Source organism: Microbacterium sp. M3 (genome assembly GCF_033548675.1).
GTDB lineage: Bacteria > Actinomycetota > Actinomycetes > Actinomycetales > Microbacteriaceae > Microbacterium > Microbacterium arthrosphaerae.
On sequence record NZ_JAWTZT010000001.1, the window covers coordinates 165000 to 188102 of the forward strand.

Genomic DNA, 23103 nt, shown 5'->3' on the forward strand with positions numbered 1-23103 from the left:
CTCCCCGCCTCCCGGATCCCACCCACTTCCCGATCGACCGATCGATTCCCTCACGCCCGGCGATGAGGCCGGTGACAGGAGCAGACGCATGACGGTGGACTCCCGACCCACCACGACCCCGGCGCCGGTGCAGACGCCGCCGCGCGAATCTCACGCGCGCCGTTGGCGGGGCCTCGGCTGGGGTTTCCTCGCGAAACTCGGCCTGATGGCTCTCGTGAACGCCTTCGGCGTGATGACCCTGTTGAGCGCCTTGCGCGCAGAGTCGTGGGTGGTGTTCTCGGCGACGCTCGTGCTGCTCCTTGCCGCCGACATCGTCTATTTCACCAAGCGCGCGCTGCCGCTCAAGTACCTGTTGCCCGGGCTGGTGTTCCTGCTCGTCTTCCAGGTCTTCATCTTCGGCTACACCGCCTACATCGCCTTCACGAACTACGGCACCGGCCACGCCGGCACCCAGGAGCAGGCGGTCGAGGCCGCCCTCATCCAGGGCGAGCGCCGTATCGACGACTCGCCCACCTACCCGCTCTCCGTCGTCGAGCGCGTCGGCGAGCTCGGATTCGCGATCATGGACGAAAACGGCGACGTCCTCGTCGGCTCTGCCGAACAGCCCCTCGAGGAGGCCCGGGGCGCCGAAGTGGGCAGCGCCGGCGCTCCGACCGAAGTTCCCGGCTGGGACGTCGTCCCTCGCGCCACCGTCATCACCGACGCCGCGCTGCAGGAGCAGATCGCCGGCCTGCGCGTGCCGGTCTCGGAAGACCCCAACGACGGGTCGATCCGCACCCGCGACGGCTCGTCGGGTGCGGTCTACGAGTCGACCCTGGTCTGGGATGCCGAGACCCAGACCATCACCGACACCACGACCGGCACCGTCTACACGGCGAGCGACACGGGCTCCTTCGTCGCCGAGGACGGCTCGGCGCTGCCTGCCGGCTGGTACGTGAACGTCGGCTTCGAGAATTTCCTCCGGCTGTTCACCGACCCGGCGCTCGCGCAGACGCTGCTCTCGGTCACGGTGTGGACGTTTGCGTTCGCAACGCTGTCTGTCGTTCTGCCGTTCGCACTCGGGCTGCTGCTCGCGCTCATCTACAACGACGCGCGGCTGAAGGGCAGGCGGTTCCTCAGGACGCTGTACATCCTCCCGTACGCCTTCCCGGCATTCATGTCTGCGCTGCTGTTCCGCGGCATGTTCAACGCCGAGTTCGGTGTCATCAACGACCTGTTCTTCTTCGGCGCGAACATCAACTGGCTGGGCGATCCGTGGCTCGCCCGTGCCGCAGTCGTGTGGGTGAATCTGTGGCTCACCTACCCGTACTACTTCCTCGTGTGCACGGGAGCGCTACAGGCGCTGCCGCAGGACACTCTCGAGGCCGCGTCGCTGGATGGCGCGGGCCGCTCGCGGCAGCTGCGCTCGATCATCCTGCCGCTGGTTCTCGTGGCCACCGCGCCGCTGCTGATCTCGTCCTTCGCGTTCAGCTTCAACAACTTCACGGTCATCTACATGTTCAACAACGGCGGACCGGCGATCCCCGGCGCCCCGTACGCGCTCGGGGCCACCGACATCCTGATCTCCGCCATCTACGACATCTCCGGGGTGTCGGGCGGCGCGGCGGACTACGGCCTCGCGAGCGCGCTGTCGATCCTCGTGTTCGCCGTCGTCGGGGGCATCTCGGCGATCGCGTTCCGTCAGACCCGCAAGCTCGAGGAGTTCCAGTGATGTCCACCGCCGCCGATGTCGCCGCTGGAGCGACCACCCGCATCCCCGGCGCGCCGCGCGACCGGCGCTCCGCCCGTCGCCGCCGCTGGCTGCTCGAGGTGGGCTGGAAGTACCTGCTGGCCGCCGTCGTGATCTTCTACGCGATCTTCCCACTGGTGTACGTGCTGTCGGCATCGCTCAACCCGAACGGCACGCTCGCCGCGAGCAACGCCCTCTTCAGCGTGGTGGATCTGTCGAACTACGCGGCCCTCGGCGCGACCAGCTTCTGGACCTGGGCGGGCAACACCCTGCTGATCGGCGGCATCGCGTCGGTCGGCGCGGTTCTCATGGGGGCCGCCGCCGCGTATGCCTTCTCGCGCTTCCGGTTCTCCGGGCGTCGCGCCGGCCTCACGGGTCTGCTCATCATCCAGATGTTCCCCCAGGCGCTCGCCTTCGTCGCGATCTTCCTGATGCTGCTGGGACTCGGCGAAGTGATACCCGCGCTCGGGCTCAACTCCAAGATCGCACTCATCTGCGTGTACCTCGGCGGCGCGCTCGGGGTGAACACCTTCCTGATGTACGGCTTCTTCAACACCGTGCCGATCGAGATCGACGAATCCGCCAAGATCGACGGCGCCACGCACGCGCAGATCTTCTGGCGGCTCATCTTCCCCCTGGTGACGCCGATCCTCGCCGTGGTCGCGCTCCTGGCCTTCATCGCCGCTTTCGGTGACTACATCATCGCCAAGATCGTGCTCGTCTCCGAAGACAACTGGACCCTCGCCGTCGGCATGTACCAGTGGGTCTCGAACCAGCTCGCCTCCAACTGGGGTCTGTTCGCGGCCGGTGCCGTGATCGCAGCCATCCCCGTGCTCGTCCTGTTCCTGTCGCTGCAGCGCTACATCGTCGGCGGCCTCACCGCGGGGTCCGTCAAGGGCTGACTTCCAGCCCACCCCTTGATCAACGTCGATCGGAGAACACCGTGTCTCACCACCCCCGATCCGCGCGCCTCGCGGCCGTCGCGGCATCCCTCGCCCTCGTCCTCGGCGTAATAACGGCAGTGCCCGCCGCCGCAGACGACGGCCCCGTCCCAGCCGGCATCACGGTGCCGAAGGTCGAGAACCTCCCCACGGACTTCATCAGCGGCGTCGACGTCTCGTCGGCCATCGCCCTGGAGGAGTCCGGCGTGGTGTTCCGCGACGCCGCCCGGCAGCCGGCGGACCTGTTCGAAGTGCTCGCCGACGCCGGCATCACCGACGTGCGCGTGCGCGTGTGGAACGACCCCTTCGACGCCGCCCGCAACGGCTACGGAGGCGGGGACAACGACGTCGCCCACGCGATCGAGATCGGCACGCGGGCGACGGATGCCGGACTCGGCGTCCTCGTCGACTTCCACTACTCCGACTTCTGGGCAGACCCGGCCAAGCAGCAGGCCCCGAAGGACTGGGCGGCGCTCACCGTGGCCGAGAAGGCCGTCGCTGTGCAGGACTTCACCACCGACGCTCTCGGGCAGCTGAAGACCGCGGGCGTCGACGTGCGCATGGTGCAGGTGGGCAACGAGACCAACAACGCGGTGGCCGGCGTCAGCGGCTGGGACGGCATGGCGCAGATCTTCTCCGCCGGCTCGGCGGCCGTCCGCGAGGTCTTCCCCGACGCCCTCGTCGCCGTGCACTTCACCAACCCGGAGACCAGCGGCCGCTACGCCGGGTACGCAGCGAATCTCGCCTCGCGCGACGTCGATTACGACGTGTTCGCGTCGAGCTACTACCCGTACTGGCACGGCACGGTCCAGAACCTCACGACGGTGCTGAAGAACGTCGCCGACACGTACGGCAAGAAGGTCATGGTCGCGGAGACCTCGTGGGCGTACACACTGGAGGACGGAGACGGGCACGGAAACGTCATCGACGTTCCGTCCGAGGCGACGCAGTATCCGATCAGCGTCCAGGGCCAGGCCACCGCCGTCCGCGACGTCATCCAGGCCGTGGTGAACGTCGGCGACGCGGGCATCGGCGTCTTCTACTGGGAGCCCGCCTGGCTGCCGGTCGGTCCGCCGTCGCAGCTCGAGACGAACAAGGCGCTCTGGGAGGCCCACGGGTCGGGCTGGGCGTCGAGCTACGCCGGTGAGTACGACCCCCACGACGCCGGGCAGTGGTACGGCGGCTCAGCGTGGGACAACCAGGCGCTGTTCGCGCACGACGGCACGCCGCTCGAGTCGCTCAACGTCTTCGCCTATGCCCGCACCGGCGCGCTGGCGCCGCGGGAGGTCACCGAGGTGGCGCCGGCGGAGCTCACCGTGACTGAGGGCGACGAGATCATCCTCCCGGACACCGTCATGGTGTCGTACAACGACGGTTCGTCAGAGGCGGAACCGGTCGCTTGGTCCGACGCCGCCACCTGGATCGAGGGCCCCGGCACGTACTCGATCTCAGGCGTCACGTCGTCGGGTCTCGCGGCGAACGCCACGGTCGTCGTCGCGCAGAAGAACCTGCTCCGCAGCCCCGGATTCGAGGGTGACAACAGCCCCTGGACGAAGACCGGCACAGGACTCACGATCGGCGCGTGGGACGACCCGCACTCCGGCGACCGGTCCGCGCACTTCTGGGCCGCGGGCGCCTACTCGTTCTCTCTTTCCCAGCGCGTGGACGCCGTCCCCGCCGGATCCTACGTCGTCCGCGGCGCCTTGCAGGGCGATGGAGAGGACGCCGCGAGCAGCGTGCGCCTGAGCGTCTCGAGCGGATCGGCCGAGGCATCCGTCCCCTTCTCGATGGACGGCTGGCGTAACTGGTCGACGCCGACGACGGCGCCGATCGACGTGGCGGAGGGCGCAAGCGTGACGGTCACGGTGACCGCGACGCTCGCCGGCGGGGCCTGGGGCACGATCGACGACCTCGAACTCGTGCGGGCCGCCCCGACGGGCGTCGACACCTCCCCCCTCACCGCGGACCTCGCCGCCGCGGAGGCGATCGATCCGGCCGCGTACACGCCTGCGACCGCGGCCGCGCTGCAGGCGGCGATCGAGCGGGCCCGCATCGTGCTGTCGGCGGATGCCGCGTCCCGCGACGCGGTCGAGGGCGCGACGACCGCGCTGGCCGACGCCGTCGACGGGCTCGTCGCACTCGATGCCGCCGCGAAGGCGCCGGGCCGGGGCATCCTCTCGCACGACAACGGCTGGGACACGGGTCTCAAGGACGGCGCCTACACCGTGAGGATGAACCTGTGGTGGGGTGAGAACGGCACGAAGCTCCGAGTGTTCGAGAACGGCGAGCGCATCGCGACGGTGTCGCTCGCGTACGGCGGCGTCGGCGAGCAGTCGGCCGAGATCCCGGTGACGGGGAAGAAGAACGGCGTCTACGTCTACACCGGCGAACTCGTCAACTCGCAGGGCGCGACGGCGCTCCGCCCGGTCACCGTCACCGTGACGGACGCCTCACCGGGAAAGCCGGTGCTCAGCCACGACAACAAGGACGGAGACGGCGTCTTCACGCTGACCGCCGACCTGTGGTGGGGCACCAACGCCACCACCTACCGGTTCTTCGAAGGCGACACCGTCATCGCCGGCGGAACGCTCGTCGCGGCGACCCCCGGCGCACAGCACGCGACGTTCGTCGTCACCGGTGCCGCCCGCGGCACGCACACCTACCGTGTCGAATTCGCGAACGACGCGGGTGTGACGATGAGTAAGGATGTCTCGGTCACAGTGCGGAGATGACGGCGGCGGTGCCGTGTCAGCCCCGCACGGCGAGCGCCGCCTGATACAGCTCGCGGCTGGAGTGGCCGGTGAGGCCGGACACTTCGGCCGCGGCCGCTTTCAAGCGCACGCCGTCGCGCACCAGCTCGAGCACCTGCGTGACCGCGTCGGGGAAGGCGACGCCGCGTGCGGGCGCTCCCTCCACCACGATCACAAGTTCGCCGCGCACCCCCGCATCGGCCCAGCGGGCCAGGTCGGCGAGCGGACCCCGGGCGACCTCCTCGTGGAGCTTCGTCAGCTCCCGGCACACGGCCGCGCGGCGGTCGTCGCCGAAGGCGGCGGCCATGTCGGCGAGGGTCGCGGCGACCCGCGACGGCGCCTCGAAGAAGACCATCGTGCGCGGCTCGGAGGCGAGCGCCCGCAGCGTCGCCGCCCGCTCGCCGGGCTTGCGCGGCACGAAGCCCTCGAAGGTGAACCGGTCGGTGGGGAGCCCCGAGACGGCGAGGGCGGTGACGACGGCGCTCGGTCCGGGGATCGCGGTGACGTCGACGCCGGCCGCCGCGGCCGCGGCCACCAGGCCGTACCCCGGATCGCTGACCGTCGGCATGCCGGCGTCGCTGAGCACGAGCACGTCCTGGTCGCGCGCGAGCTCGACGAGCTCGGGCGCGCGCTCCTTCTCGTTGTGGTCGTGGAGGGCGATCAGCCGGGGCCGGTTGGCGACGCCGAGCGCCGCCAGCAGGCGCTGCGTGGTGCGGGTGTCCTCGGCGGCGACGACGGTCGCGTCCTCCAGCGCCTCGATGAGCCGGCGGGAGGCGTCCCCGAGGTTGCCGATCGGGGTCGCCGCGAGGATGATCACGCCCTCAGCCTAGACTTGGCCGGGTGACGGATGCCCCGCGGCTCGAGGCCGAACCGCCCGCCGCGCCCCTCCCGCCGCCGCAGCGCCCGAGCCTCTACGACCGGTTCACGCGGCGCGTGAGCGAGGACCCTCGCGCCGCCCGGCTCTATCGCTGGCTCGGCCCGGCGATCGTCGTCGTGCTGGCCGGCGTGCTGCGGCTGTGGAATCTCGCCGCCGCGCACGACCTGATGAACCAGTTCGACGAGACGTACTACGTCAAGGACGCGTGGACGCTGCTGAACCTCGGGTACGAGGGCTCGTGGCCCTCGGGCGCGAACGAGAGCTTCCTCGCCGGCGACGTGGACGTGTTCACCGGCAACGCGGCGTTCGTGGTGCATCCGCCGCTCGGCAAGTGGATCATCGCGCTCGGCATGATGGTGCTCGGACCCGACAGCGGCTGGGGCTGGCGCATCACGACCGCGCTCCTGGGCACCGCCGCCGTGCTCGTCCTCATGCTGATCGCCAAGCGCCTCTCGACGTCGACGACCTTCGCCGTCGTGGCGGGGCTCCTCATGGCGGTCGACGGCCTGGCGATCTCGATGAGCCGGGTCGCGCTGCTCGACACCTCCCTCACCTTCTTCGTGCTCCTGGGCTTCCTCTTCGTGGTGCGCGATCGTGAGCGCACGATGTCCCGCATCGCGCAGACCGTCGCGGCGCGGTTCGACGGCGACGAGCCGCCGTCGTGGGGTCCGCTGCTGTGGAACCGGCCGTGGGTCATCGCCGCCGGAGCCGCCTTCGGCGCCGCGACCGCGGTCAAGTGGTCGGGCGCGTGGGTGCTGGCGGGGCTCGGCCTCTATCTCGTGGTGACCGACGCCCTGGCGCGCCGCCGCGCGGGCGTGCTGTTCTGGCCGACCGACGCGCTGCGTCAGGGTGTGGTGACGTTCCTGCTCTTCGTGCCGGTGGCCGTCGCCGTGTACCTCGCGTCGTGGACCGGCTGGCTGGTCACCGACGGCGGCTACGACCGTCACGCCGGCAGCAACCCGCTCGAGAGCCTGTGGCTGTACCACGTCGCGATGTACAACTCGACGTCGGGCATCACCTCCCCGCACGCGTACGCGAGTCCGGCGTGGCAGTGGCCGCTGCTGCTGCGGCCCACGAGCGTGTACTTCCACCAGGACGAGCTCGGCGTCGACGGCTGCACCGCCGCGAAGGGGTGCTCCGAGGCCATCTCCACGATGCCGAATCCGCTGGTCTGGTACGCGGGCGTGGCCGCCGTGCTGTACCTCGCGTACCGGTTCGTGGTGGCGCGGGATTGGCGCTACGCCCTCGTGCTCACCGGCGTCGCGGTGACATACGCGCCCTGGCTGTTCCTGCCGGCGCGCACGGTGTTCCAGTTCTACACGGTGCTGATCCTGCCATTCATGATCCTCGCGCTGACCTTCGCGCTGAAAGACATCGCCGGCGGGCCGAACGCGACGACGTACCGCCGGCTCACCGGGCAGCGCCTCGTCATTGTCTTCCTGGGCGTGGCGCTCGCCCTGTCGGCCTACTGGTACCCGATCGTCACGGCGATGAACGTGCCCTACGAGTTCTGGCACATGCACATGTGGCTGACCAGCTGGGTGTGACGCCCGCGCTCAGGGCACCAGGTCAGCCGGGTCGGTGACGGGCAGCCGGCACGCGAAGTCGCGGCAGTCGTAGGCGGTCGGCAGGCCGTCGCGTGCGCCCTTGTCGTCGAACAGCGCGAACCCGGCCGCCGCCCATTCCGCCGCCTGCGCGGACGTCACGACGGTCACGACGTCGGCGGGGATCGCCCGCGCAGCCGCCGCGAGCCCCCGCGGGTCGGCGGCGATCTCGGCCGCACGGGGTTCGCCGGGGTGCACCACCACGACCTGCCGCGGCGCGGCCGCGAGCAGCGCCGCGACGCGCAGCAGTGCCCCATAGGCGAGGGGCTGGCTCGTGGCAGCCGCGGAGTGCGGGGCGAGGAGCCTCTCGGCGACGGCGCGATAGCCGTCGCCCGCCCCCAGCAGCCAGAGCCCGGCGGCCGCCTCCGCGAGCGACGCGACGCCCGAGGGCTCGTCGCCGTCGGACGCGGCGTCCGGCGCCGCGATCCCCTGCTGCGAGAGCACCGGGTCTCCCCCGCCCGGCACTGACGGCCGTCCCGCCGCATCGGCGCAGGCGTCGACCAGCCGGCGTGCCGTGACGGCGTAGGCCGTCTCGCCGGTCGCCGCGGCCAGCGCCAGCAGCCCCGCGGCGAGCTGACCGTGATCGGCGAGCGTGGCGTGCGCCCGCGACGGGACCTCGTCGAGCGATGCCCGCACCAGGCGTCCGTCGGCGTCGAGGTTGGTCTCGAGCACGGCGTCGGCCGCCCAGCGCGCGGATGCGATCCAGGATGCCTCGCCCAGGCGCCCGCCGGCGCGCGCGAGCGCGCCGATCGCGAGGCCGTTCCACCCGGTCACGACCTTGCCGTCGACGGCCGGCGGGTCGAGCGTCGCCCGGGCTGCGGCATCCCGTTCGTAATAGCCGCCCTCGCTGCGCGCGCCGTCGATCCACGACTCGGAGTCCTGCGCCGCGCCGAAGCCGCCGCCCGGCTGCTGCAGCACCTCGACGAGGAAACCGGCGATGCCGCGCGCCACGTCCTCCCGGCTCGGAGAGGCGTCGAGGGCGACGTCGAGCAGCTGCGCGTTGTCGGTCAGCATCCTCTCGAAGTGCGGCACGGTCCAGTCGGGCCGCGTGGCGTAGCGGAAGAACCCGCCTTCCACGGTGTCGCGCAGCGGCGAGGCGGCCATCGCGGCCAGCGCCCGGTCGGCGACCGCCGCCGCCTCGGCCGCCCGCTCGCGCACGAGACGGGTCTGCAGGAAGCGCAGCGCGGTGGCGACCGGGAACTTCGGCGCGGGTGCGGCGGGATCCCCGAAGCCGCCGTGGCGGGGATCCTCCCGGGCGGCGAGCACCCGGGCCGCCTCGGCCAGCGCGTCCGGCCCCGGCAGGCCGCCGTCGGCGGGAGCGGCTGCCCGCGCCTCGGCGAGCGCCTCGGCCACCGCGTCCGCGGTGGCGTCGATCTGGTCGCGCCGCTCGGTCCAGGCCTCCTCGACCGCCGCCAGCACCTGCCGGAACGCCGGGATGCCGGCGCGCGGCTCGGGCGGGAAGTAGGTGCCGGCGTAGAACGGACGGCCCTCGGGCGTGACGAACACCGTGAGCGGCCAGCCGAGGTGCGCCGTGAAGGCAGAGGCCGCCGCCATGTAGGCGGCGTCCACCTCGGGGTGCTCCTCGCGGTCGACCTTGATCGACACGAAGCCGGCGTCGAGCTGGGCGGCCGTCGCGGGATCGTCGAACGACTCCCGCGCCATCACGTGGCACCAGTGGCAGGTCGAGTACCCGATCGACACCATGACCGGCACACCACGGCGGCGCGCCTCGTCGAACGCCTCCTCGCCCCACGGGAACCACGCGACCGGGTTGCCGGCGTGGGCCCGCAGGTACGGGCTCGTGGATTCCGCGAGGCGCGAGTTCACGGCATCCGCCCCGTCAGTTGACCTCGTCGGGATGGGCGCTGACGCGACCCGAGCCGTCGCCCGGGTCCATCGCGTCGATCGCGGCGATCTCGTCGGCGGTGAGCTCGAAGTCGAAGACGTCGAGGTTCTCTTCCAGACGCTCGCGGCGCACCGACTTCGGGAAGACGATGAAGCCCTTCTGCAGGTGCCAGCGCAGCACCGCCTGGGCGGGCGTCTTGCCGTGCGCGCTCGCCGCCGCGGCCACGGGCCCTGCGCCGAACAGGTCGTACTTGCCCTGCCCGAGCGGTCCCCACGACTCGATCTTCACGTCGTGCGCCGCGGCCCAGTCCGTGATCTCGCGCTGCTGGTACGCCGGGTGGAGCTCGATCTGGTTGACCGCCGGCACGACGCCCGTCGCCGCGACGATGCGCTCCAGGTGCGGCACCAGGTGGTTCGAGACGCCGATGCTGCGCGTGAGACCGGCGGCGCGGAGCTCGACCATCTTCTCCCACGCGTGGACGTAGTCGTCCTTGGCGGGCGTCGGCCAGTGCACGAGGTAGAGGTCGACCTTCTCGAGCCCGAGCTTCTCGAGGCTCTCGCCGATGGCCGCGCGGGGCTCCTCGTCGTGGTGACGGTCGTTCCAGAGCTTGGTGGTGATGAACAGGTCGTCGCGGGCGATGCCGCTCGCAGCGATGGCCGCGCCCACGCCCTCCTCGTTGCCGTAGATGGCCGCCGTGTCGATGTGGCGGTAGCCGACCTCGAGAGCCTCGGTGACAGCGCGCTCGGTGTCGGCCGGCGGCACCTTGAAGACGCCGTAGCCGAGCTGGGGGATCGAGTTGCCGTCGTTGAGGGTCACGCTGGGGACTGTCATGCGTCCAGCCTAGAAGCCGCCCGCGGCGAGAGGGGCCGGGGTTGACAGCCCCGGCCCCTCGCCGCAGCTTCTCAGCGGTAGCGCCGCCCCTCGTCGCGGCGGAACAGCAGGAGCGCCGCCGCGAGCGACACCGCGGTCCATACGAGGATGCCGACCCACACCCACCACTCGAGAGTGCCCCCTTCGACGGCCCAGATCACCAGCTCACGGGCCTGGCGCGAGGGGGTGAACTTCGAGATCGTGTCGAGCCAGTCCGGGAAGAGGATCGGCGGCAGGAACAGGCCGCCGATGAACGCGAGACCGAACATCAGGATCTGGATGACCGCGATCGCGGCCTTGAACGGCAGCCCGTAGCCGATGGCCGTGCCGATCAGCATGAAGGGCAGCGCACCGATCGCGAGGGCGACGAGGCCCGCGAGCACCGCGAGGACTGTCGCCTCCGCCGCGGTGAACAGCGCCCCGATCACGATGACCGGCAGTACGGCGACGAGTCCGAGCGTCCCGGTGGAGAGGATCTGCGCCAGCACGCGTGCGAGCCCCGGGGCGGGAAGCGTGCGCAGGTAGGGGTCCCACGGCTTCTCGCGGCTCTCGGCGATCGTGAGTCCGAAGTTGAACAGCGCGTTCGACATGACGGCGAACACCGCGAGCGAGATGACGGCCTGCGTCGCGATGACCGGGTCTTCGGCCACCGCACGTTGCGGCACCACGAAGAACAGCAGCGCGAGCGCGGGGAAGACGAGCGAGCCGATCACGGCGATCGGCACGCGCAGCGTCTCGATCAGCTGGTAGCGCGCGTGCAGCAGGGTCAGCTGCCGGAGGGACGGGACGGATGCCGCGGCCACGCTCATGCGGGCGCCTCCTGATCTGCGGAGTCGGAAAGGGGTGCGGGTGCGCCGGTGTGCGGCGCGCGACCGGTGCCGGTCAGGGCGAGGAAGGCCTCTTCGAGGGTCGCGCCGCGGACGGTGAGGTCTTGGAAGGGGACGCCGCTGCCGACCAGCTCGCGGACGAACGCGTCGGCATCGGCGACGGTGAGCACCTCGCGGTCGTCGTCGCGCTCGTGGTGGACGACGCCGGTCAGCCGGTCCAGACGCGCCGGTTCGGGCGAGCGCAGGCGGACGTGGCTGACGCCCACGCGCGCGAGGATCCGCTCGACCGAGTCGTCGGCGATGAGCCGACCGCCGCCCACCACCACCGCGCGCTGGGCGAGCGCCTCGATCTCCTCGAGGTAGTGGCTCGTGACGACGACGGTCGCGCCGCTGCGGTGCTGGCGGCGGATCGCCTCCCACAGCGTGCGGCGCGCGTCGACGTCGAGCCCGGTCGTCGGCTCGTCGAGCAGCACCAGCCGCGGGCGCCCGACGAACGCGAGCGCGACCGACAGGCGCCGCTTCTGGCCTCCCGACAGCGCGCCGCACTGCCGCCGGAGCAGTTCGTCGATGCCGAACTCGGCGGCCAGCTCGCCGGTCGGCACGCGGTCGGCGAAGTGCCCGCCGACGTAGTCGATCACCTCGCGCACGCGCAGCGTCTCGGGGAGCGCCGTCTCCTGCGGCGTCGAACCGAGCAGCTGCCGGCTGCGGGCGTCCCGGGGATCGCCGCCGAACAGCGTCACCGTCCCGGACGTGGGACGACGGAGGCCCTGCAGCAGCGACAGCAGGGTGGTCTTCCCCGCGCCGTTGGGGCCGAGGAGGCCGACGAGGACGCCGGGCTCGAGGTCGAGGCTGACATCGTCGACCGCGACCACGTCGCCGTAGCGACGCGTGACGCGATCGAAGCGCGCGAGGTTCATGGCAGTTCTCCCAGGACGGAGCGCAGGGCCTCGGTGTAGTCCTCGAACGCGCGACGGCCCTGCCGGGTCAGCGCGAGGTAGGTGACGGGGGTGCGACCGCGGTGGGTCTTCTCGACGGTGACGTAGCCGGCGTCTTCGAGCTTGCGCACGTGCGTCGAGAGGTTGCCGGCGGTCATGTCGAGCAGCTCCTGCAGGCGCGGGAAGGCGATGCTCTCCCCCGGCGTGAGGGTGGCGAGCGTCGCGGTGATGCGCAGGCGCGCGGCCGCGTGGATGACCGGGTCGAGCTCGGTCATCGGTGCGCCGCCCGCCGCACGCGGCCGCGCAGCCGTGCCAGATGCACGAACGAGGCGACCCCCAGGGCGAGGAACCCGAGGCCGCCGCCGAGCGCCAGGACGAGGTACTGCGTGGGCACGCCGAAGAAGGGGGCCGCGACGGCGACGACTACGGTCCACACGCCGACGACCAGCATCGGCACCGCGCGCCAGATGGCCGCGGCGAGCACGTACATGATGCCGGCGAACGAGACGAATGCGACGGGATAGTAGATCTCGGCCAGGTCGGCCGACATGCCGTTGGCGTGGAGCCCCTGCCCGAGGCCGACGATCGCGATGCTGCCGATCCACCACGCGCAGCCGTACACGATGCCCGTGAAGGCCTCGCCGGGGTTACCTCGTAGCCCGCGTCCGGATCGTGCGCCGAACACCGCCGAGACGACGATCGCCCCGACGATGCAGACGCCGAAGATCGAGAAGGCGATCGAGGCCGGGAGCGAGAACGCCGGCGCGAGCCCCTCGATGAGCCAGAGAGCGCCGAATCCGACCAGCCAGGCGACGCCCCATGCGGTGACGATGTACGGGACGAATCCCGCCATCTGCCGCTCCACGCTCCGGCGCTGATCGTCCACGAGCGCGAGCATCGCCGCCGGATCGAGTGGGGCGTCGTCGGCGACGGAGCCGGGGACGCCCGGGACGGGGCCGCAGGTGGAGGGGTCTGTGATGTTCACATCAACTTTGTATCACAAAGTAGTCGTCGACTCCAATGAGTTTGCTCATGCTGCCACGGGCCGACGGCCACCCTCCCGCGGAATACGATGGAGGGCTATGTCCGCGCCCGAACCCGTCATCTCCTACCCGCCGGAGCTCCCCGTCAGCGCCGCGCGCGACGAGATCGCGCGCGCCATCCGCGACCACCAGGTGGTGATCGTCGCCGGCGCCACCGGCTCCGGGAAGACGACGCAGCTCCCGAAGATCGCCCTCGAGCTCGGCCGGACCCGCATCGCCCACACCCAGCCGCGCCGGATCGCGGCCCGCACGATCGCCGAGCGCGTCGCCGAAGAGCTGCAGGTCCCCCTCGGCTCCACCGTCGGCTACAAGGTGCGCTTCACCGACAAGGTGTCGGAAGACACGCGCATCGCGCTGCTGACCGACGGCATCCTGCTCAACGAGATCCACCGCGACCGGCTGCTGCGCCGCTACGACACGATCATCGTCGACGAGGCGCACGAGCGCTCGCTCAACGTGGACTTCCTCCTGGGGTACCTGCACCGCATCCTGCCGAAGCGCCCCGACCTCAAGGTCGTGATCACCAGCGCGACGATCGATCCCGAGAGCTTCGCGAAGCACTTCGCGGGGGCCGATGGCACCCCGGCGCCGATCATCGAGGTGTCGGGGCGCACCTATCCCGTCGAGATCCGCTACCGCCCGCCCGCGAAGCCCGCGAGAGGCGAGGACGAGTCCGACGACGTCGACGGCATCACGGGCGCCCTGCGCGAGCTCGACCGCGAGGCGGCGGGCGACGTGCTGGTGTTCCTTCCCGGCGAGGCCGAGATCCGTGACGCCGCCGACGCGGTCCGGGGCATGTACGCGAAGGATGCCGCCCCGACCGAGGTGCTGCCGCTCTACGGCCGTCTGTCGGCGGCCGAGCAGCACCGGGTGTTCGAACGATCGCAGGTGGCCGGCATCCGTCGCCGCGTGATCCTCGCGACGAACGTCGCGGAGACGAGCCTCACGGTGCCGGGCATCCGGTACGTCGTCGACACCGGGACGGCGCGCATCTCGCGCTACAGCAACCGCAGCAAGGTGCAGCGGCTGCCCATCGAGCCGGTGTCGCAGGCCTCGGCGCAGCAGCGATCGGGGCGCGCGGGCCGCACCAGCGAGGGCATCGCGATCCGGCTGTACTCGGAGGAGGATTTCGACGCCCGCCCCGAGTTCACCGAGCCCGAGATCCTGCGGACGAGCCTCGCGTCGGTCATCCTGCAGATGCTGTCGCTCGGGTTCGGCGACATCTCGTCGTTCCCGTTCCTGACGCCGCCGGACTCACGGGGCGTCAAGGCCGCGCTCGACCTCCTGGTGGAGCTCGGCGCGGTGCGCACCGGCCGCGAGCACCCGACGCTCACCGACCTCGGCCGCGAAATCTCCCGGCTGCCGATCGATCCGCGCTTCGCGCGCATGCTGATCGAGGCGCGGCGCACGGGCGTGCTGCGCGACGTCCTCGCGATCGTGGCCGGCATGTCGATCCAGGACGTCCGCGAACGCCCGGAGGACCGCCGCGACGAGGCCGACCGCCTGCACGCACGCTTCACCGATCCCACCAGCGACTTCCTGAGCCTGCTGAACCTGTGGAACCACCTGCAGGAGAAGCAGGCCGACCTCGGCTCGAGCGCCTTCCGGCGCCTCTGCCGCGCCGAACATCTCAACTACGTGCGCGTGCGCGAATGGGCCGACGTGCACCGCCAGCTGAGCGCGCTCATGAACGCCCCTCGGGCGAAGGGCTCCGAGCGAGGACGGGCCGACGCGGCGGGCACCGCCGACCCCGACGACATCCACAAGGCGATCCTGTCGGGCCTGCTGTCGCAGCTCGGCGTCCTCGACGAGCGCACCACCGGTTCCGCAGCGCGCGGGCGCGGCGCCGCCGACCGCTCCGAGCGCGCCGAGCAGCGGCGCGGCGCCGAGTACCTCGGCTCGCGCGGCACGCGCTTCGCGATCTTCCCCGGCTCGGGCCTGAAGAAGAAGCGCCCGAGCGCCGTCATGGCCGCCGAGGTCGTGGAGACGAGCCGCCTGTTCGCCCGCACCGTGGCCGCGATCGACCCGGCGTGGGCGGAGCCGCTCGCGGGCGACCTCGCCAAGCGGTCGCTCAGCGAGCCGCACTGGTCGAAGGCGTCGGGTGCGGCATCCGCCTACGAGAAGGTCACGCTCTTCGGCCTCGAGATCATCCCGAAGCGCCGGGTGCAGCTCGCCCGCTTCGACCGGCCGTTCGCGCGCGAGCTGTTCGTGCGCCATGCGCTCGTCGAGGGCGAGTGGGACTCGTCGCACCTCGACAAGAAGCTGACCGCGTTCGAGCGCCGCAACCTCGAGCTGCGCCGCCGTCTGGAGAAGATCGAGGAGCGCGAGCGCCGCCGCGACATCCTCGTCGGCGACGAGGCCGTGTTCCGGTTCTACGACGCGCGCATCCCCCGCGACGTGTTCGATGCGCGCTCGTTCGAGGCCTGGTGGAAGGATGCCTCGGCCCGCACGCCGCGCCTGCTCGACATGACCGAGGCCGACCTGGTCGACGAGGCCTCCCGGGGAGACGAGCGCGACTTCCCCGCGCGCTGGACGCAGGGCGACCAGGTGCTCTCGCTCGCGTACCGGTTCGAGCCCGGCGCGCCCGACGACGGCGTCACGGCCGTCGTGCCGCTGGCGCTCCTCGCCCAGCTGCGCCCGGACGGATTCGACTGGCAGGTGCCCGGCATGCGCGACGAGCTCATCACGGCCCTGCTGCGGGCGCTGCCCAAGGCGATCCGCCGGCACGTGGTGCCTGCGGCCGACTGGGCGGCGACGTTCGCGGCCGACCTCGCGGGTCAGGGCCCCGAGTCACGTCACGGGCTCCCGCCCACGGCGCTGCTCGACGCGCTCGCCGCGCGGATCCAGCGCGTGGCGAACCAGCCCGTGAGCGCCGCCGACTTCGAGCTGGAGCGGGTGCCGTCGCACCTGCGCGTGTCGTTCCGCGCGGTCGACGAGCGCGGCCGGACCGTCGGCTCCGACCGCGATCTCGGCGCGCTGCAGGCGCGGCTCGCCGACCGGGCGCGCGCATCGGTCTCACGGTCGCTCGGCGCCCGGGGCGAGACCGCCCGCGTCGATGGCCCCTCCGGCCGGGTGCCTGCCGCCCCGGTCGCGTCTCCCTCGCCCGGCAACCGGAGTGCGGCAGCCGTCGCCGAGCGCACGGGCCTCACCGACTGGACCTTCGGCGACCTCCCCGAGGTCGTCGACACGAAGGTGGCGGGCGGCGTCGTCCGCGGGTATCCGGCGCTCGTCGACGAGGGCACCTCGGTCGCCCTCCGCATCGAGGCGACCCCCGAGGCCGCCCTCCGGCAGACGACGGCGGGCGTGCGCCGGCTCGTGTTGCTGTCGGTCGCCTCCCCCGCGGCCTACGTCCTCGAGCACCTCACCTCCGCCGAGAAGCTCGCCCTGGCGGCCTCGCCCTATCCGTCGGCGAAGGCGCTCATCGAGGACTGCCGCGTGGCGGTGGCGGATGCCGTCATCGCCCGCACCGCGCCCGACCGCCCGGTGCGCACCCGAGCCGGCTTCGAGGCCGTGCGCGACGCGTTCTCGGCCGTGGTCGTCGACGAGCTGTTCCAGACGGTGTCTCTCGCCGCGCGCATCCTCAGCGGCGCCCGGGACGTGGAGCGGGCGATGCGCGACGCCAACTCGCTGACGCTCCTCGGCGCGCTCGGCGACATCAAGGGGCAGCTCGCCGGCCTGGTCTTCCCCGGGTTCGCCTCGCGGACCGGCACGGCGCGGCTCACGCATCTCCCCCGCTATCTGCGCGGGGCTCTCGACCGCGTGCGGACGCTCTCCGACAACCCTGGGCGCGACCGCCAGCGGATGACCGAGTTCGAGCGCGCGGCGGCGGTGTTCGCCGATGCGGGCGGGGTGATCCCTCCGGTCGAAGACGGTCCCGCGCCGCTCGAGCACGTCCGGTGGCTCCTCGAGGAGTACCGGGTGAGCCTGTTCGCCCAGTCCCTCGGGACGGCCGAGCCGGTGTCGCTCCAGCGGATCCAGAAGGCCCTGCGCGGGTAGCCTTCGAGGGGGCCCGCGACCGAGCGGCCGGTGCCCCGCGGAGAGGAGCCGGCAAACGTCATGACCAGCGCGATCGCGTACACCGAGTTCGGGAACCCCGAGGTCCTCCACGAGATCAGGGTGGCCGATCCGGTTCCCGGCGAGGACGAGGTGCTGGTCCGCGTCGCGGCCGCCGGCGTGAACCCGATCGACGCCAAGCTGCGCAGCGGTGCGCGCCCCTCGGCGCCCATCGTCGAGCCCCGCCGCGTCGGGGCCGACGGAGCGGGCGTGGTGACGGCGGTGGGCGACGGGGTCGACGGCTTCCGCGCCGGCGATGCCGTGGTGTTCACGGGCGCCACCGGCGCCTACGCGGACGAGGTCGCCGTCACCGCCTCGCAGGTCTTCGCCCGCCCGTCGCGGGTGAGCGCGGCAGAGGGCGCCGCCCTCGGCATCCCGGTCGGCACGGCGTACCAGACGCTGCGGTCGCTCGGCGTCGGCGCCGGCGACACGCTCCTCGTGCACGGCGGATCCGGCGCGGTCGGCCAGGCGATCATCCAGTTCGCCGTGCTCTGGGGCGCGACGGTGATCGCCACGTCGTCCGAGCGGCGCTTCGACCGCGTGCGCGAGCTCGGCGCCGCGCCGGTGGCGTACGGCGAGGGACTGACCGACCGCGTGCGCGCGGCCGCTCCGCGCGGGGTGACGGTCGCGATCGACGCTGCCGGCACCGACGAGGCGCTCGCGGTCTCGCTTGAGCTCGTCGACGACCGTCAGCGCGTTGCGACCCTCGTACGGGGGAAGGATGCCGCGGGCCTGGGCATCCGGGCGTTCTCGGGCGGCTCGCCCCAGCCGCTCACGGCGCAGCAGCAGGCGTGGCGCAGCGAGGCGGTCCCGGTCGCCCTCGCGCTCATGGCCGCGGGGGCCTTCGCAGTCGAGCTGGGTCCGTCCTTCGCACTCGCCGATGCCGCCGACGCCCATCGCGCCGTCGAGAGCGGCGTGGACGGCAAGATCACGCTGGTGCCGTGACCGTCCCCGTCACGTCGTCGGGCGTCGCCCCGGTCGCGACGGCGCGCCCGGGCGTGTTCGACCACTGACTCCACGAGCCCGGGTAGATCCGCAGGTCCAGTCCCGCCAGTTCCGCGGCGAAGACCGCCTGCGCGGCGGTGACGCCCGAACCGCAATAGGCGGCGGCCGACACCCCCGGCCGGACGCCGACCGTGTCGAACAGCGCGCGCAGGGTGGCGGCATCCCGGAACCGCTCTCCGTCCATGTACGCGCCGGTGGGCAGGTTCGCCGCGCCCGGGATGTGCCCTGCGACGGGGTCGATCGGCTCCACCTCGCCGCGGTAGCGCTCGGCGGCCCGGACGTCGAGCAGCACGCCCGCGGCCGGGAGGGCTGCGGCGTCGTCGATCGAGAGCACCGGCTCGGAGATCGGATCGAGCGACACGTCGCCCGGCGCGGGGACGACGGGTCCGCTCTCGAGCGCGAGCCCGGCGGCGCGCCAGGCCGGCAGCCCGCCGTCGAGGATGCGCACGTCGGCGACGCCCGACCGGGTGAGCAGCCACCACGCCCGCGACGCGCCGAGCGCGCGGTCCTCGTCGTAGACCACCACCGTCGCGCCCCGGTCGATGCCCCAGCGTCGCGCGGCAGCCTGCAGCGCGGCGCGCTCGGGGAGCGGGTGGCGGCCCTCCTCCGGCCGGCCGTGGCGCGACAGCTCCGTCTCCATGTCGACGTAGACGGCGCCCGGGATGTGGGCCGCGTCGTGGTCCGCGCGGCCGTCCGGCCGGTCCAGCCGGTACCGCACGTCGAGCACGCGCACGGCGCGCCCGCCGGCGTCGGAGCGGAGGAGGTCGTCGAGGTCTGCGGGGGTGATCAGCTGCGCCACCGGTCCATTCTCGCCCGCCGGGGGCCGGTGCTCCGGAATTCCCTCCGCCGTCGCGGGCCGCAACAGTTCGACACACGACGCACGGTGCGGGGCATCACGGATCGACAATGCTTCTTATGTCTGAATCGGTCCGCGACGCCGCCGCGCCCTCCGCCGCCCCCCGCTCGTTCGCGACGGCGCAGGTGCAGGCCGGGTTCGATTCGTCCGTCGCCGAGAACACCGCCGTCCCCTCGATCCACCAGTCCAACGGCTTCGAGTTCGGCTCACTGACCGAGGCGCGGGAGCTGTTCGCGCTGCGCAAGGACGGCAACATCTACAGCCGCGCCGCGAACCCGACCGTGCTGGTGTTCGAGCGACGCGTCGCCGAGCTCGAGGGCGGCATCGGCGCCGCCGGGGTCGCGTCGGGCCAGGCCGCCGTCGCCGTCGCGCTGCTGGCGCTCGCGAAGCAGGGCGAGCACATCGTGGCCGCGCGCCAGCTCTACGGTGGCACGGTCGACCTGCTGCAGGACACCTTCGCCGACTGGGGCATCGAGGTCACGTTCGTCGACCAGGACGACCTGGCGGCCTGGGAGGCCGCCGTGCGTCCCACCACCCGCGCCCTGTTCGCCGAGTCCATCTCGAATCCGATCGCGCAGGTGCTCGACCTCGGTGCGGTCTCGGCCGTGGCGCGCCGGGCGGGCGTGCCGCTGGTCATCGACAACACCGTCGCGACGCCCTACCTGCAGCGCGCGAAGGACTTCGGCGCCGACATCGTCGTGCACTCCGCGACCAAGTTCATCGGCGGGCACGGCACGTCGCTGGGCGGCGTCGTCGTCGACCTCGGCACCTTCGACTTCACCGCCGACGCGGCGCGCTGGCCGCAGCTGACCCGGACCTACCCGCGCGTGCCGGACGGCAGCCTGGTCGAGCGGTTCGGCGCCACCGGCTCGCCCTACATCGCACTCGTGAAGACCAAGTACGTGCACGACCTCGGCCCGTCGCTGTCGGCGTTCAACGCGTTCCAGCTGCTGCAGGGCCTGGAGACCCTCGACCTGCGCATGCAGCGCCACACCGAGAACGCGCTCGCCGTCGCGCGGTTCCTCGAGACGCACCCCGCCGTGGCGCGGGTGCATCACCCCGGCCTGGAGTCGAGCCCGTGGCACGCCGCCGCGCAGACGTACCTGCCGCGCGGCGCCAGCTCGGTCTTCGCCTTCGACGTGCATGCCACCGGCGACGCCGAGGCCGACTTCCGTCTCGTCGAGGAGCTGATCGCGCGCCTGCGCGTGGTCCGGCTCGTCGCCAACATCGGCGACGCGCGCAGCCTCGTCGCCCACCCCGCCTCGATGACGCACAGCCACATGTCGCCGACGCAGCTCGCCGACGCGCACATCTGCTCCACCACCGTGCGGCTGTCGATCGGGCTCGAGGACTCGCGCGACATCGTGGCCGACCTCGCGCGCGCACTCGACCCCATCGCGCTGGACGCCGGACTGACGCAGCCGGCCGGGAGCCTTTCCCGCTAGCCGTCCGCGGCGGACGGGGCGCGGACCAGTAGCCTCGTGACATGACCTCACCGTCCTCCCCTGCCCCGTCGTCGTCCGGAGGATCGTCCGCGCCGCGCTGGGGCATCCTCGGTCCCGGCGGCATCGCACGGGCGTTCACCAGCGACCTGCGCACGGCCGGCTGCGAGGTCGCGGCCGTCGGCTCGCGGCGCCGCGACACTGCCGAGGCCTTCGCGGCCGATTTCGGCATCCCGCACGCCCACGGCTCGTACGAGGAGCTCGTCGCCGATCCCGACGTCGACATCGTCTACATCGCGACGCCGCACCCCATGCACGCCGCGAACGCGCTCCTGGCACTGGAGGCCGGCAAGCACGTGCTCGTCGAGAAGCCCTTCACCCTCAACGCGGCAGAGGCCGCCGCCGTCCGCGACGCGGCCGCCGAGCGCGGGCTGCTCGCGATGGAGGCGATGTGGACCCGGTACCTGCCGCACATGGTGCGCATCCGCGAGCTGGTCGCCGCCGGAGCACTGGGCGAGGTGCGCGCGGTCATGGCCGACCACACCCAGCTCCTCCCGACCGACCCCGCGCACCGCATCAACGCGCTGGAGCTCGGCGGCGGCGCCCTGCTCGACCTCGGGATCTACCCGGTCTCGTTCGCGTGGGACATCCTCGGCGAGCCCCTCTCGATCGTCGCCTCGGCGCGGCTGGGCGACGCCGGATCCGACACCGAGGTGGCGACCATCATGGCCCACGCGTCCGGCGCCCTGTCGACATCTCTGTCGGCGTCGCGGGGCGCGGGACCGAACACCGCATCGATCATCGGCACCGAGGCCAGGATCGACATCGACCGCGTGTGGTACTCCGCGAGCTCGTTCCGCCTCGTCGGCCCCGACGGGACGGTCCGCGAGGAGTTCCGCTCCGACATCGCCGGCCGCGGCATGCAGTATCAGGCACTGGCGGCCGAGCGGTACCTCGCCGATGGGCGCACCGACTCGGACGTGCTGCCGATCGACGAGACCGTCGCGATCATGGCCACGCTCGACGAGATCCGCGCGCTCGTGGGCGTGCGCTACCCCGGGGAGGAATGAGATGCCCGACCTGCAGGATCCCCGCGTCGCGGTGTACCTCGACTTCGACAACATCGTGATGTCGTGGTACGACCGCGTGCACGGCAAGAACTCGTACTCGCGCGACCGCCAGCGGATCGCCGAGAACCCGGCAGACCCCGAGATCGCCGAGCGCCTCTCGGCGGCGACGATCGACGTGGGGGCGATCATCGACTTCGCCGCGTCGTTCGGCACGCTGGTGCTCACGCGCGCGTACGCCGACTGGTCGTCGCCGGTCAACGCGATCTACCGCTCGCAGCTCGTCGCCCGCGCGGTCGACCTCGTGCAGCTGTTCCCGGCCGCCGCGTACGCCAAGAACGGCGCCGACATCCGCCTCGCGGTCGACACGGTCGAGGACATGTTCCGTCTCCCCGATCTCACGCACGTGGTGATCGTCGCCGGCGACTCCGACTACGTGCCGCTCGCCCAGCGCTGCAAGCGCCTCGGCCGCTACGTCGTCGGCGTCGGCGTGGCCGGCTCCACCGCGAAGTCGCTCGCGGCGGCCTGCGACGAGTTCGAGGCCTACGACTCGCTTCCCGGCGTTCCGCGCGTCGTGCGCGAGCCCGCGAAGGCGGCGAAGCCCGCCGAGAAGGCCGAGAAGGCGCCGGTGAAGGCGCCGGTGAAGGCGACGCGCACGACGAAGGCGAAGGCGGCCACGGGCACGGCCGCGGCACCCGCGGCCGGTGGCACCGCACGATCCGGTGGCCGCCGCGGCACGGCGAAGGCGGCCTCGGCGACCGAGACGGAGACGGATGCCGCGACCGCGGCCGGTGCGGGCGCCCCGGGCGCCGGCGCGGCCGTGGCCGCCGCCCCGTCCGCTGCGGAGGTCGAGGCCGCGCTCCAGGAGGCGCTCGGCACCACCGCGCCGCCGAAGCGCACCAGCCGGCGCGCGACATCCCAGAGCGTGGCCGCCGGTGCGGACGTCGCGCCGGCCGAGCCGTCGCAGACCGTCGACGAGCCGCAGCCGGCCGAGGAGCCGGTCGAGGACCCGCAGGTGGTCGCCACGCGACTGCTCGAACGCGCCCTGCGACTGGGCCACGACAAGAACGACGACTCGGAGTGGCTGCACAGCTCCGCGGTGAAGACGCACATGCGCCGGATGGACCCGTCGTTCAGCGAGAAGGCCCTCGGCTACCGCTCCTTCAACGATTTCGTGAAGGCCCGCGAGTCGATCGCCGAACTCGAGGAGACCGGGCACGAACGACTGGTGCGGCTGCGCGAATAGCGCGCCGCCCGG

17 protein-coding genes and 1 pseudogene are annotated in these 23103 nt (G+C 72.3%); 10 read left to right on the forward strand and 8 right to left on the reverse strand.

Translation table 11 applies throughout. The features are described from left to right. Nucleotides 1-88: 88 nt before the first annotated feature. Genes R8Z57_RS00745 through R8Z57_RS00755 form a run of 3 tightly spaced genes read left to right on the forward strand, consistent with a single transcriptional unit; the run spans nt 89 to nt 5402 of the window. Nucleotides 89-1711 (forward strand): ABC transporter permease subunit, encoded by a 1623-nt coding sequence (locus R8Z57_RS00745; RefSeq protein WP_318351848.1) that lies wholly within the window; start codon nt 89-91, stop codon nt 1709-1711. Beyond that, entirely contained in the window at nt 1711-2631 is a 921-nt protein-coding gene (locus tag R8Z57_RS00750) for a sugar ABC transporter permease (protein ID WP_318351849.1), read from the forward strand. Before R8Z57_RS00745 ends, R8Z57_RS00750 begins: the two co-directional genes overlap by 1 nt. Before the next feature lie 41 nt (nt 2632-2672). Beyond that, nucleotides 2673-5402 carry a glycosyl hydrolase 53 family protein gene (locus tag R8Z57_RS00755; RefSeq protein ID WP_318351850.1) on the forward strand — a complete coding sequence of 910 codons (2730 nt, stop codon included), beginning with the start codon at nt 2673-2675 and terminating at the stop codon, nt 5400-5402. Between the two features lie 16 nt (nt 5403-5418). On the opposite strand, the gene rsmI is transcribed toward R8Z57_RS00755, so the two are convergent. Further along, nucleotides 5419-6237 (reverse strand): 16S rRNA (cytidine(1402)-2'-O)-methyltransferase, encoded by an 819-nt coding sequence (rsmI, locus tag R8Z57_RS00760; RefSeq protein ID WP_318351851.1) that lies wholly within the window; start codon nt 6235-6237, stop codon nt 5419-5421. A gap of 23 nt (nt 6238-6260) precedes the next feature. Here rsmI and R8Z57_RS00765 point away from each other — a divergent pair, with 23 nt between their 5' ends. Beyond that, nucleotides 6261-7844, forward strand: a complete 1584-nt coding sequence (locus tag R8Z57_RS00765; protein WP_318351852.1) for a dolichyl-phosphate-mannose--protein mannosyltransferase — start codon at nt 6261-6263, stop codon at nt 7842-7844. A 9-nt stretch (nt 7845-7853) separates the two neighbouring features. Here the strand turns inward: R8Z57_RS00765 and R8Z57_RS00770 are convergent, their stop codons facing one another. From R8Z57_RS00770 to R8Z57_RS00795, 6 genes are all read right to left on the reverse strand, one after another. Then, on the reverse strand, nt 7854-9728 hold the full coding sequence (locus R8Z57_RS00770) for a thioredoxin domain-containing protein (RefSeq protein WP_318351853.1): 1875 nt from the start codon (nt 9726-9728) through the stop codon (nt 7854-7856). 13 nt (nt 9729-9741) lie between these two features. Next, entirely contained in the window at nt 9742-10578 is an 837-nt protein-coding gene (locus R8Z57_RS00775) for an aldo/keto reductase (RefSeq protein WP_318351854.1), read from the reverse strand. A gap of 71 nt (nt 10579-10649) precedes the next feature. Then, nucleotides 10650-11426 carry an ABC transporter permease gene (locus tag R8Z57_RS00780; protein ID WP_318351855.1) on the reverse strand — a complete coding sequence of 259 codons (777 nt, stop codon included), beginning with the start codon at nt 11424-11426 and terminating at the stop codon, nt 10650-10652. Next, the gene (locus R8Z57_RS00785) at nt 11423-12361 is read right to left on the reverse strand and encodes an ABC transporter ATP-binding protein (RefSeq protein WP_318351856.1); all 939 of its coding nucleotides are present in this window, start codon (nt 12359-12361) and stop codon (nt 11423-11425) included. Before R8Z57_RS00785 ends, R8Z57_RS00780 begins: the two co-directional genes overlap by 4 nt. After that, nucleotides 12358-12654, reverse strand: coding sequence for a transcriptional regulator (locus R8Z57_RS00790; RefSeq protein ID WP_318351857.1), 297 nt, complete (start codon nt 12652-12654; stop codon nt 12358-12360). Before R8Z57_RS00790 ends, R8Z57_RS00785 begins: the two co-directional genes overlap by 4 nt. After that, nucleotides 12651-13364, reverse strand: coding sequence for a hypothetical protein (locus R8Z57_RS00795; protein WP_318351858.1), 714 nt, complete (start codon nt 13362-13364; stop codon nt 12651-12653). The genes R8Z57_RS00790 and R8Z57_RS00795 overlap by 4 nt, the downstream gene beginning before the upstream one ends. Nucleotides 13365-13461: 97 nt before the next feature. Between R8Z57_RS00795 and hrpA the strand changes: the two genes are divergently transcribed. Both hrpA and R8Z57_RS00805 read left to right on the forward strand, forming a co-directional pair. Beyond that, complete coding sequence (hrpA, locus tag R8Z57_RS00800; RefSeq protein WP_318351859.1) at nt 13462-17418, forward strand: ATP-dependent RNA helicase HrpA; 3957 nt, start codon at nt 13462-13464, stop codon at nt 17416-17418. A 60-nt stretch (nt 17419-17478) separates the two neighbouring features. Next, entirely contained in the window at nt 17479-18420 is a 942-nt protein-coding gene (locus tag R8Z57_RS00805; RefSeq protein ID WP_318351860.1) for an NADP-dependent oxidoreductase, read from the forward strand. On the opposite strand, the gene R8Z57_RS00810 is transcribed toward R8Z57_RS00805, so the two are convergent. After that, the gene (locus tag R8Z57_RS00810; RefSeq protein WP_318351861.1) at nt 18404-19279 is read right to left on the reverse strand and encodes a sulfurtransferase; all 876 of its coding nucleotides are present in this window, start codon (nt 19277-19279) and stop codon (nt 18404-18406) included. The genes R8Z57_RS00805 and R8Z57_RS00810 overlap by 17 nt on opposite strands. Nucleotides 19280-19395: 116 nt before the next feature. Between R8Z57_RS00810 and R8Z57_RS00815 the strand changes: the two genes are divergently transcribed. The 4 genes and pseudogenes from R8Z57_RS00815 (at nt 19396) to R8Z57_RS17405 (ending at nt 23091) form a co-directional block, all read left to right on the forward strand. Beyond that, nucleotides 19396-20781 carry an O-acetylhomoserine aminocarboxypropyltransferase/cysteine synthase family protein gene (locus R8Z57_RS00815; RefSeq protein ID WP_318351862.1) on the forward strand — a complete coding sequence of 462 codons (1386 nt, stop codon included), beginning with the start codon at nt 19396-19398 and terminating at the stop codon, nt 20779-20781. A 41-nt stretch (nt 20782-20822) separates the two neighbouring features. Next, the gene (locus R8Z57_RS00820; RefSeq protein ID WP_318351863.1) at nt 20823-21848 is read left to right on the forward strand and encodes a Gfo/Idh/MocA family oxidoreductase; all 1026 of its coding nucleotides are present in this window, start codon (nt 20823-20825) and stop codon (nt 21846-21848) included. A gap of 1 nt (nt 21849) precedes the next feature. Beyond that, nucleotides 21850-22524 (forward strand): annotated as a pseudogene (locus tag R8Z57_RS17400) (NYN domain-containing protein); the annotation flags it as partial. A 336-nt stretch (nt 22525-22860) separates the two neighbouring features. Then, nucleotides 22861-23091, forward strand: coding sequence for an OST-HTH/LOTUS domain-containing protein (locus R8Z57_RS17405; protein ID WP_404810344.1), 231 nt, complete (start codon nt 22861-22863; stop codon nt 23089-23091). The last annotated feature ends 12 nt before the right edge of the window (nt 23092-23103 follow it).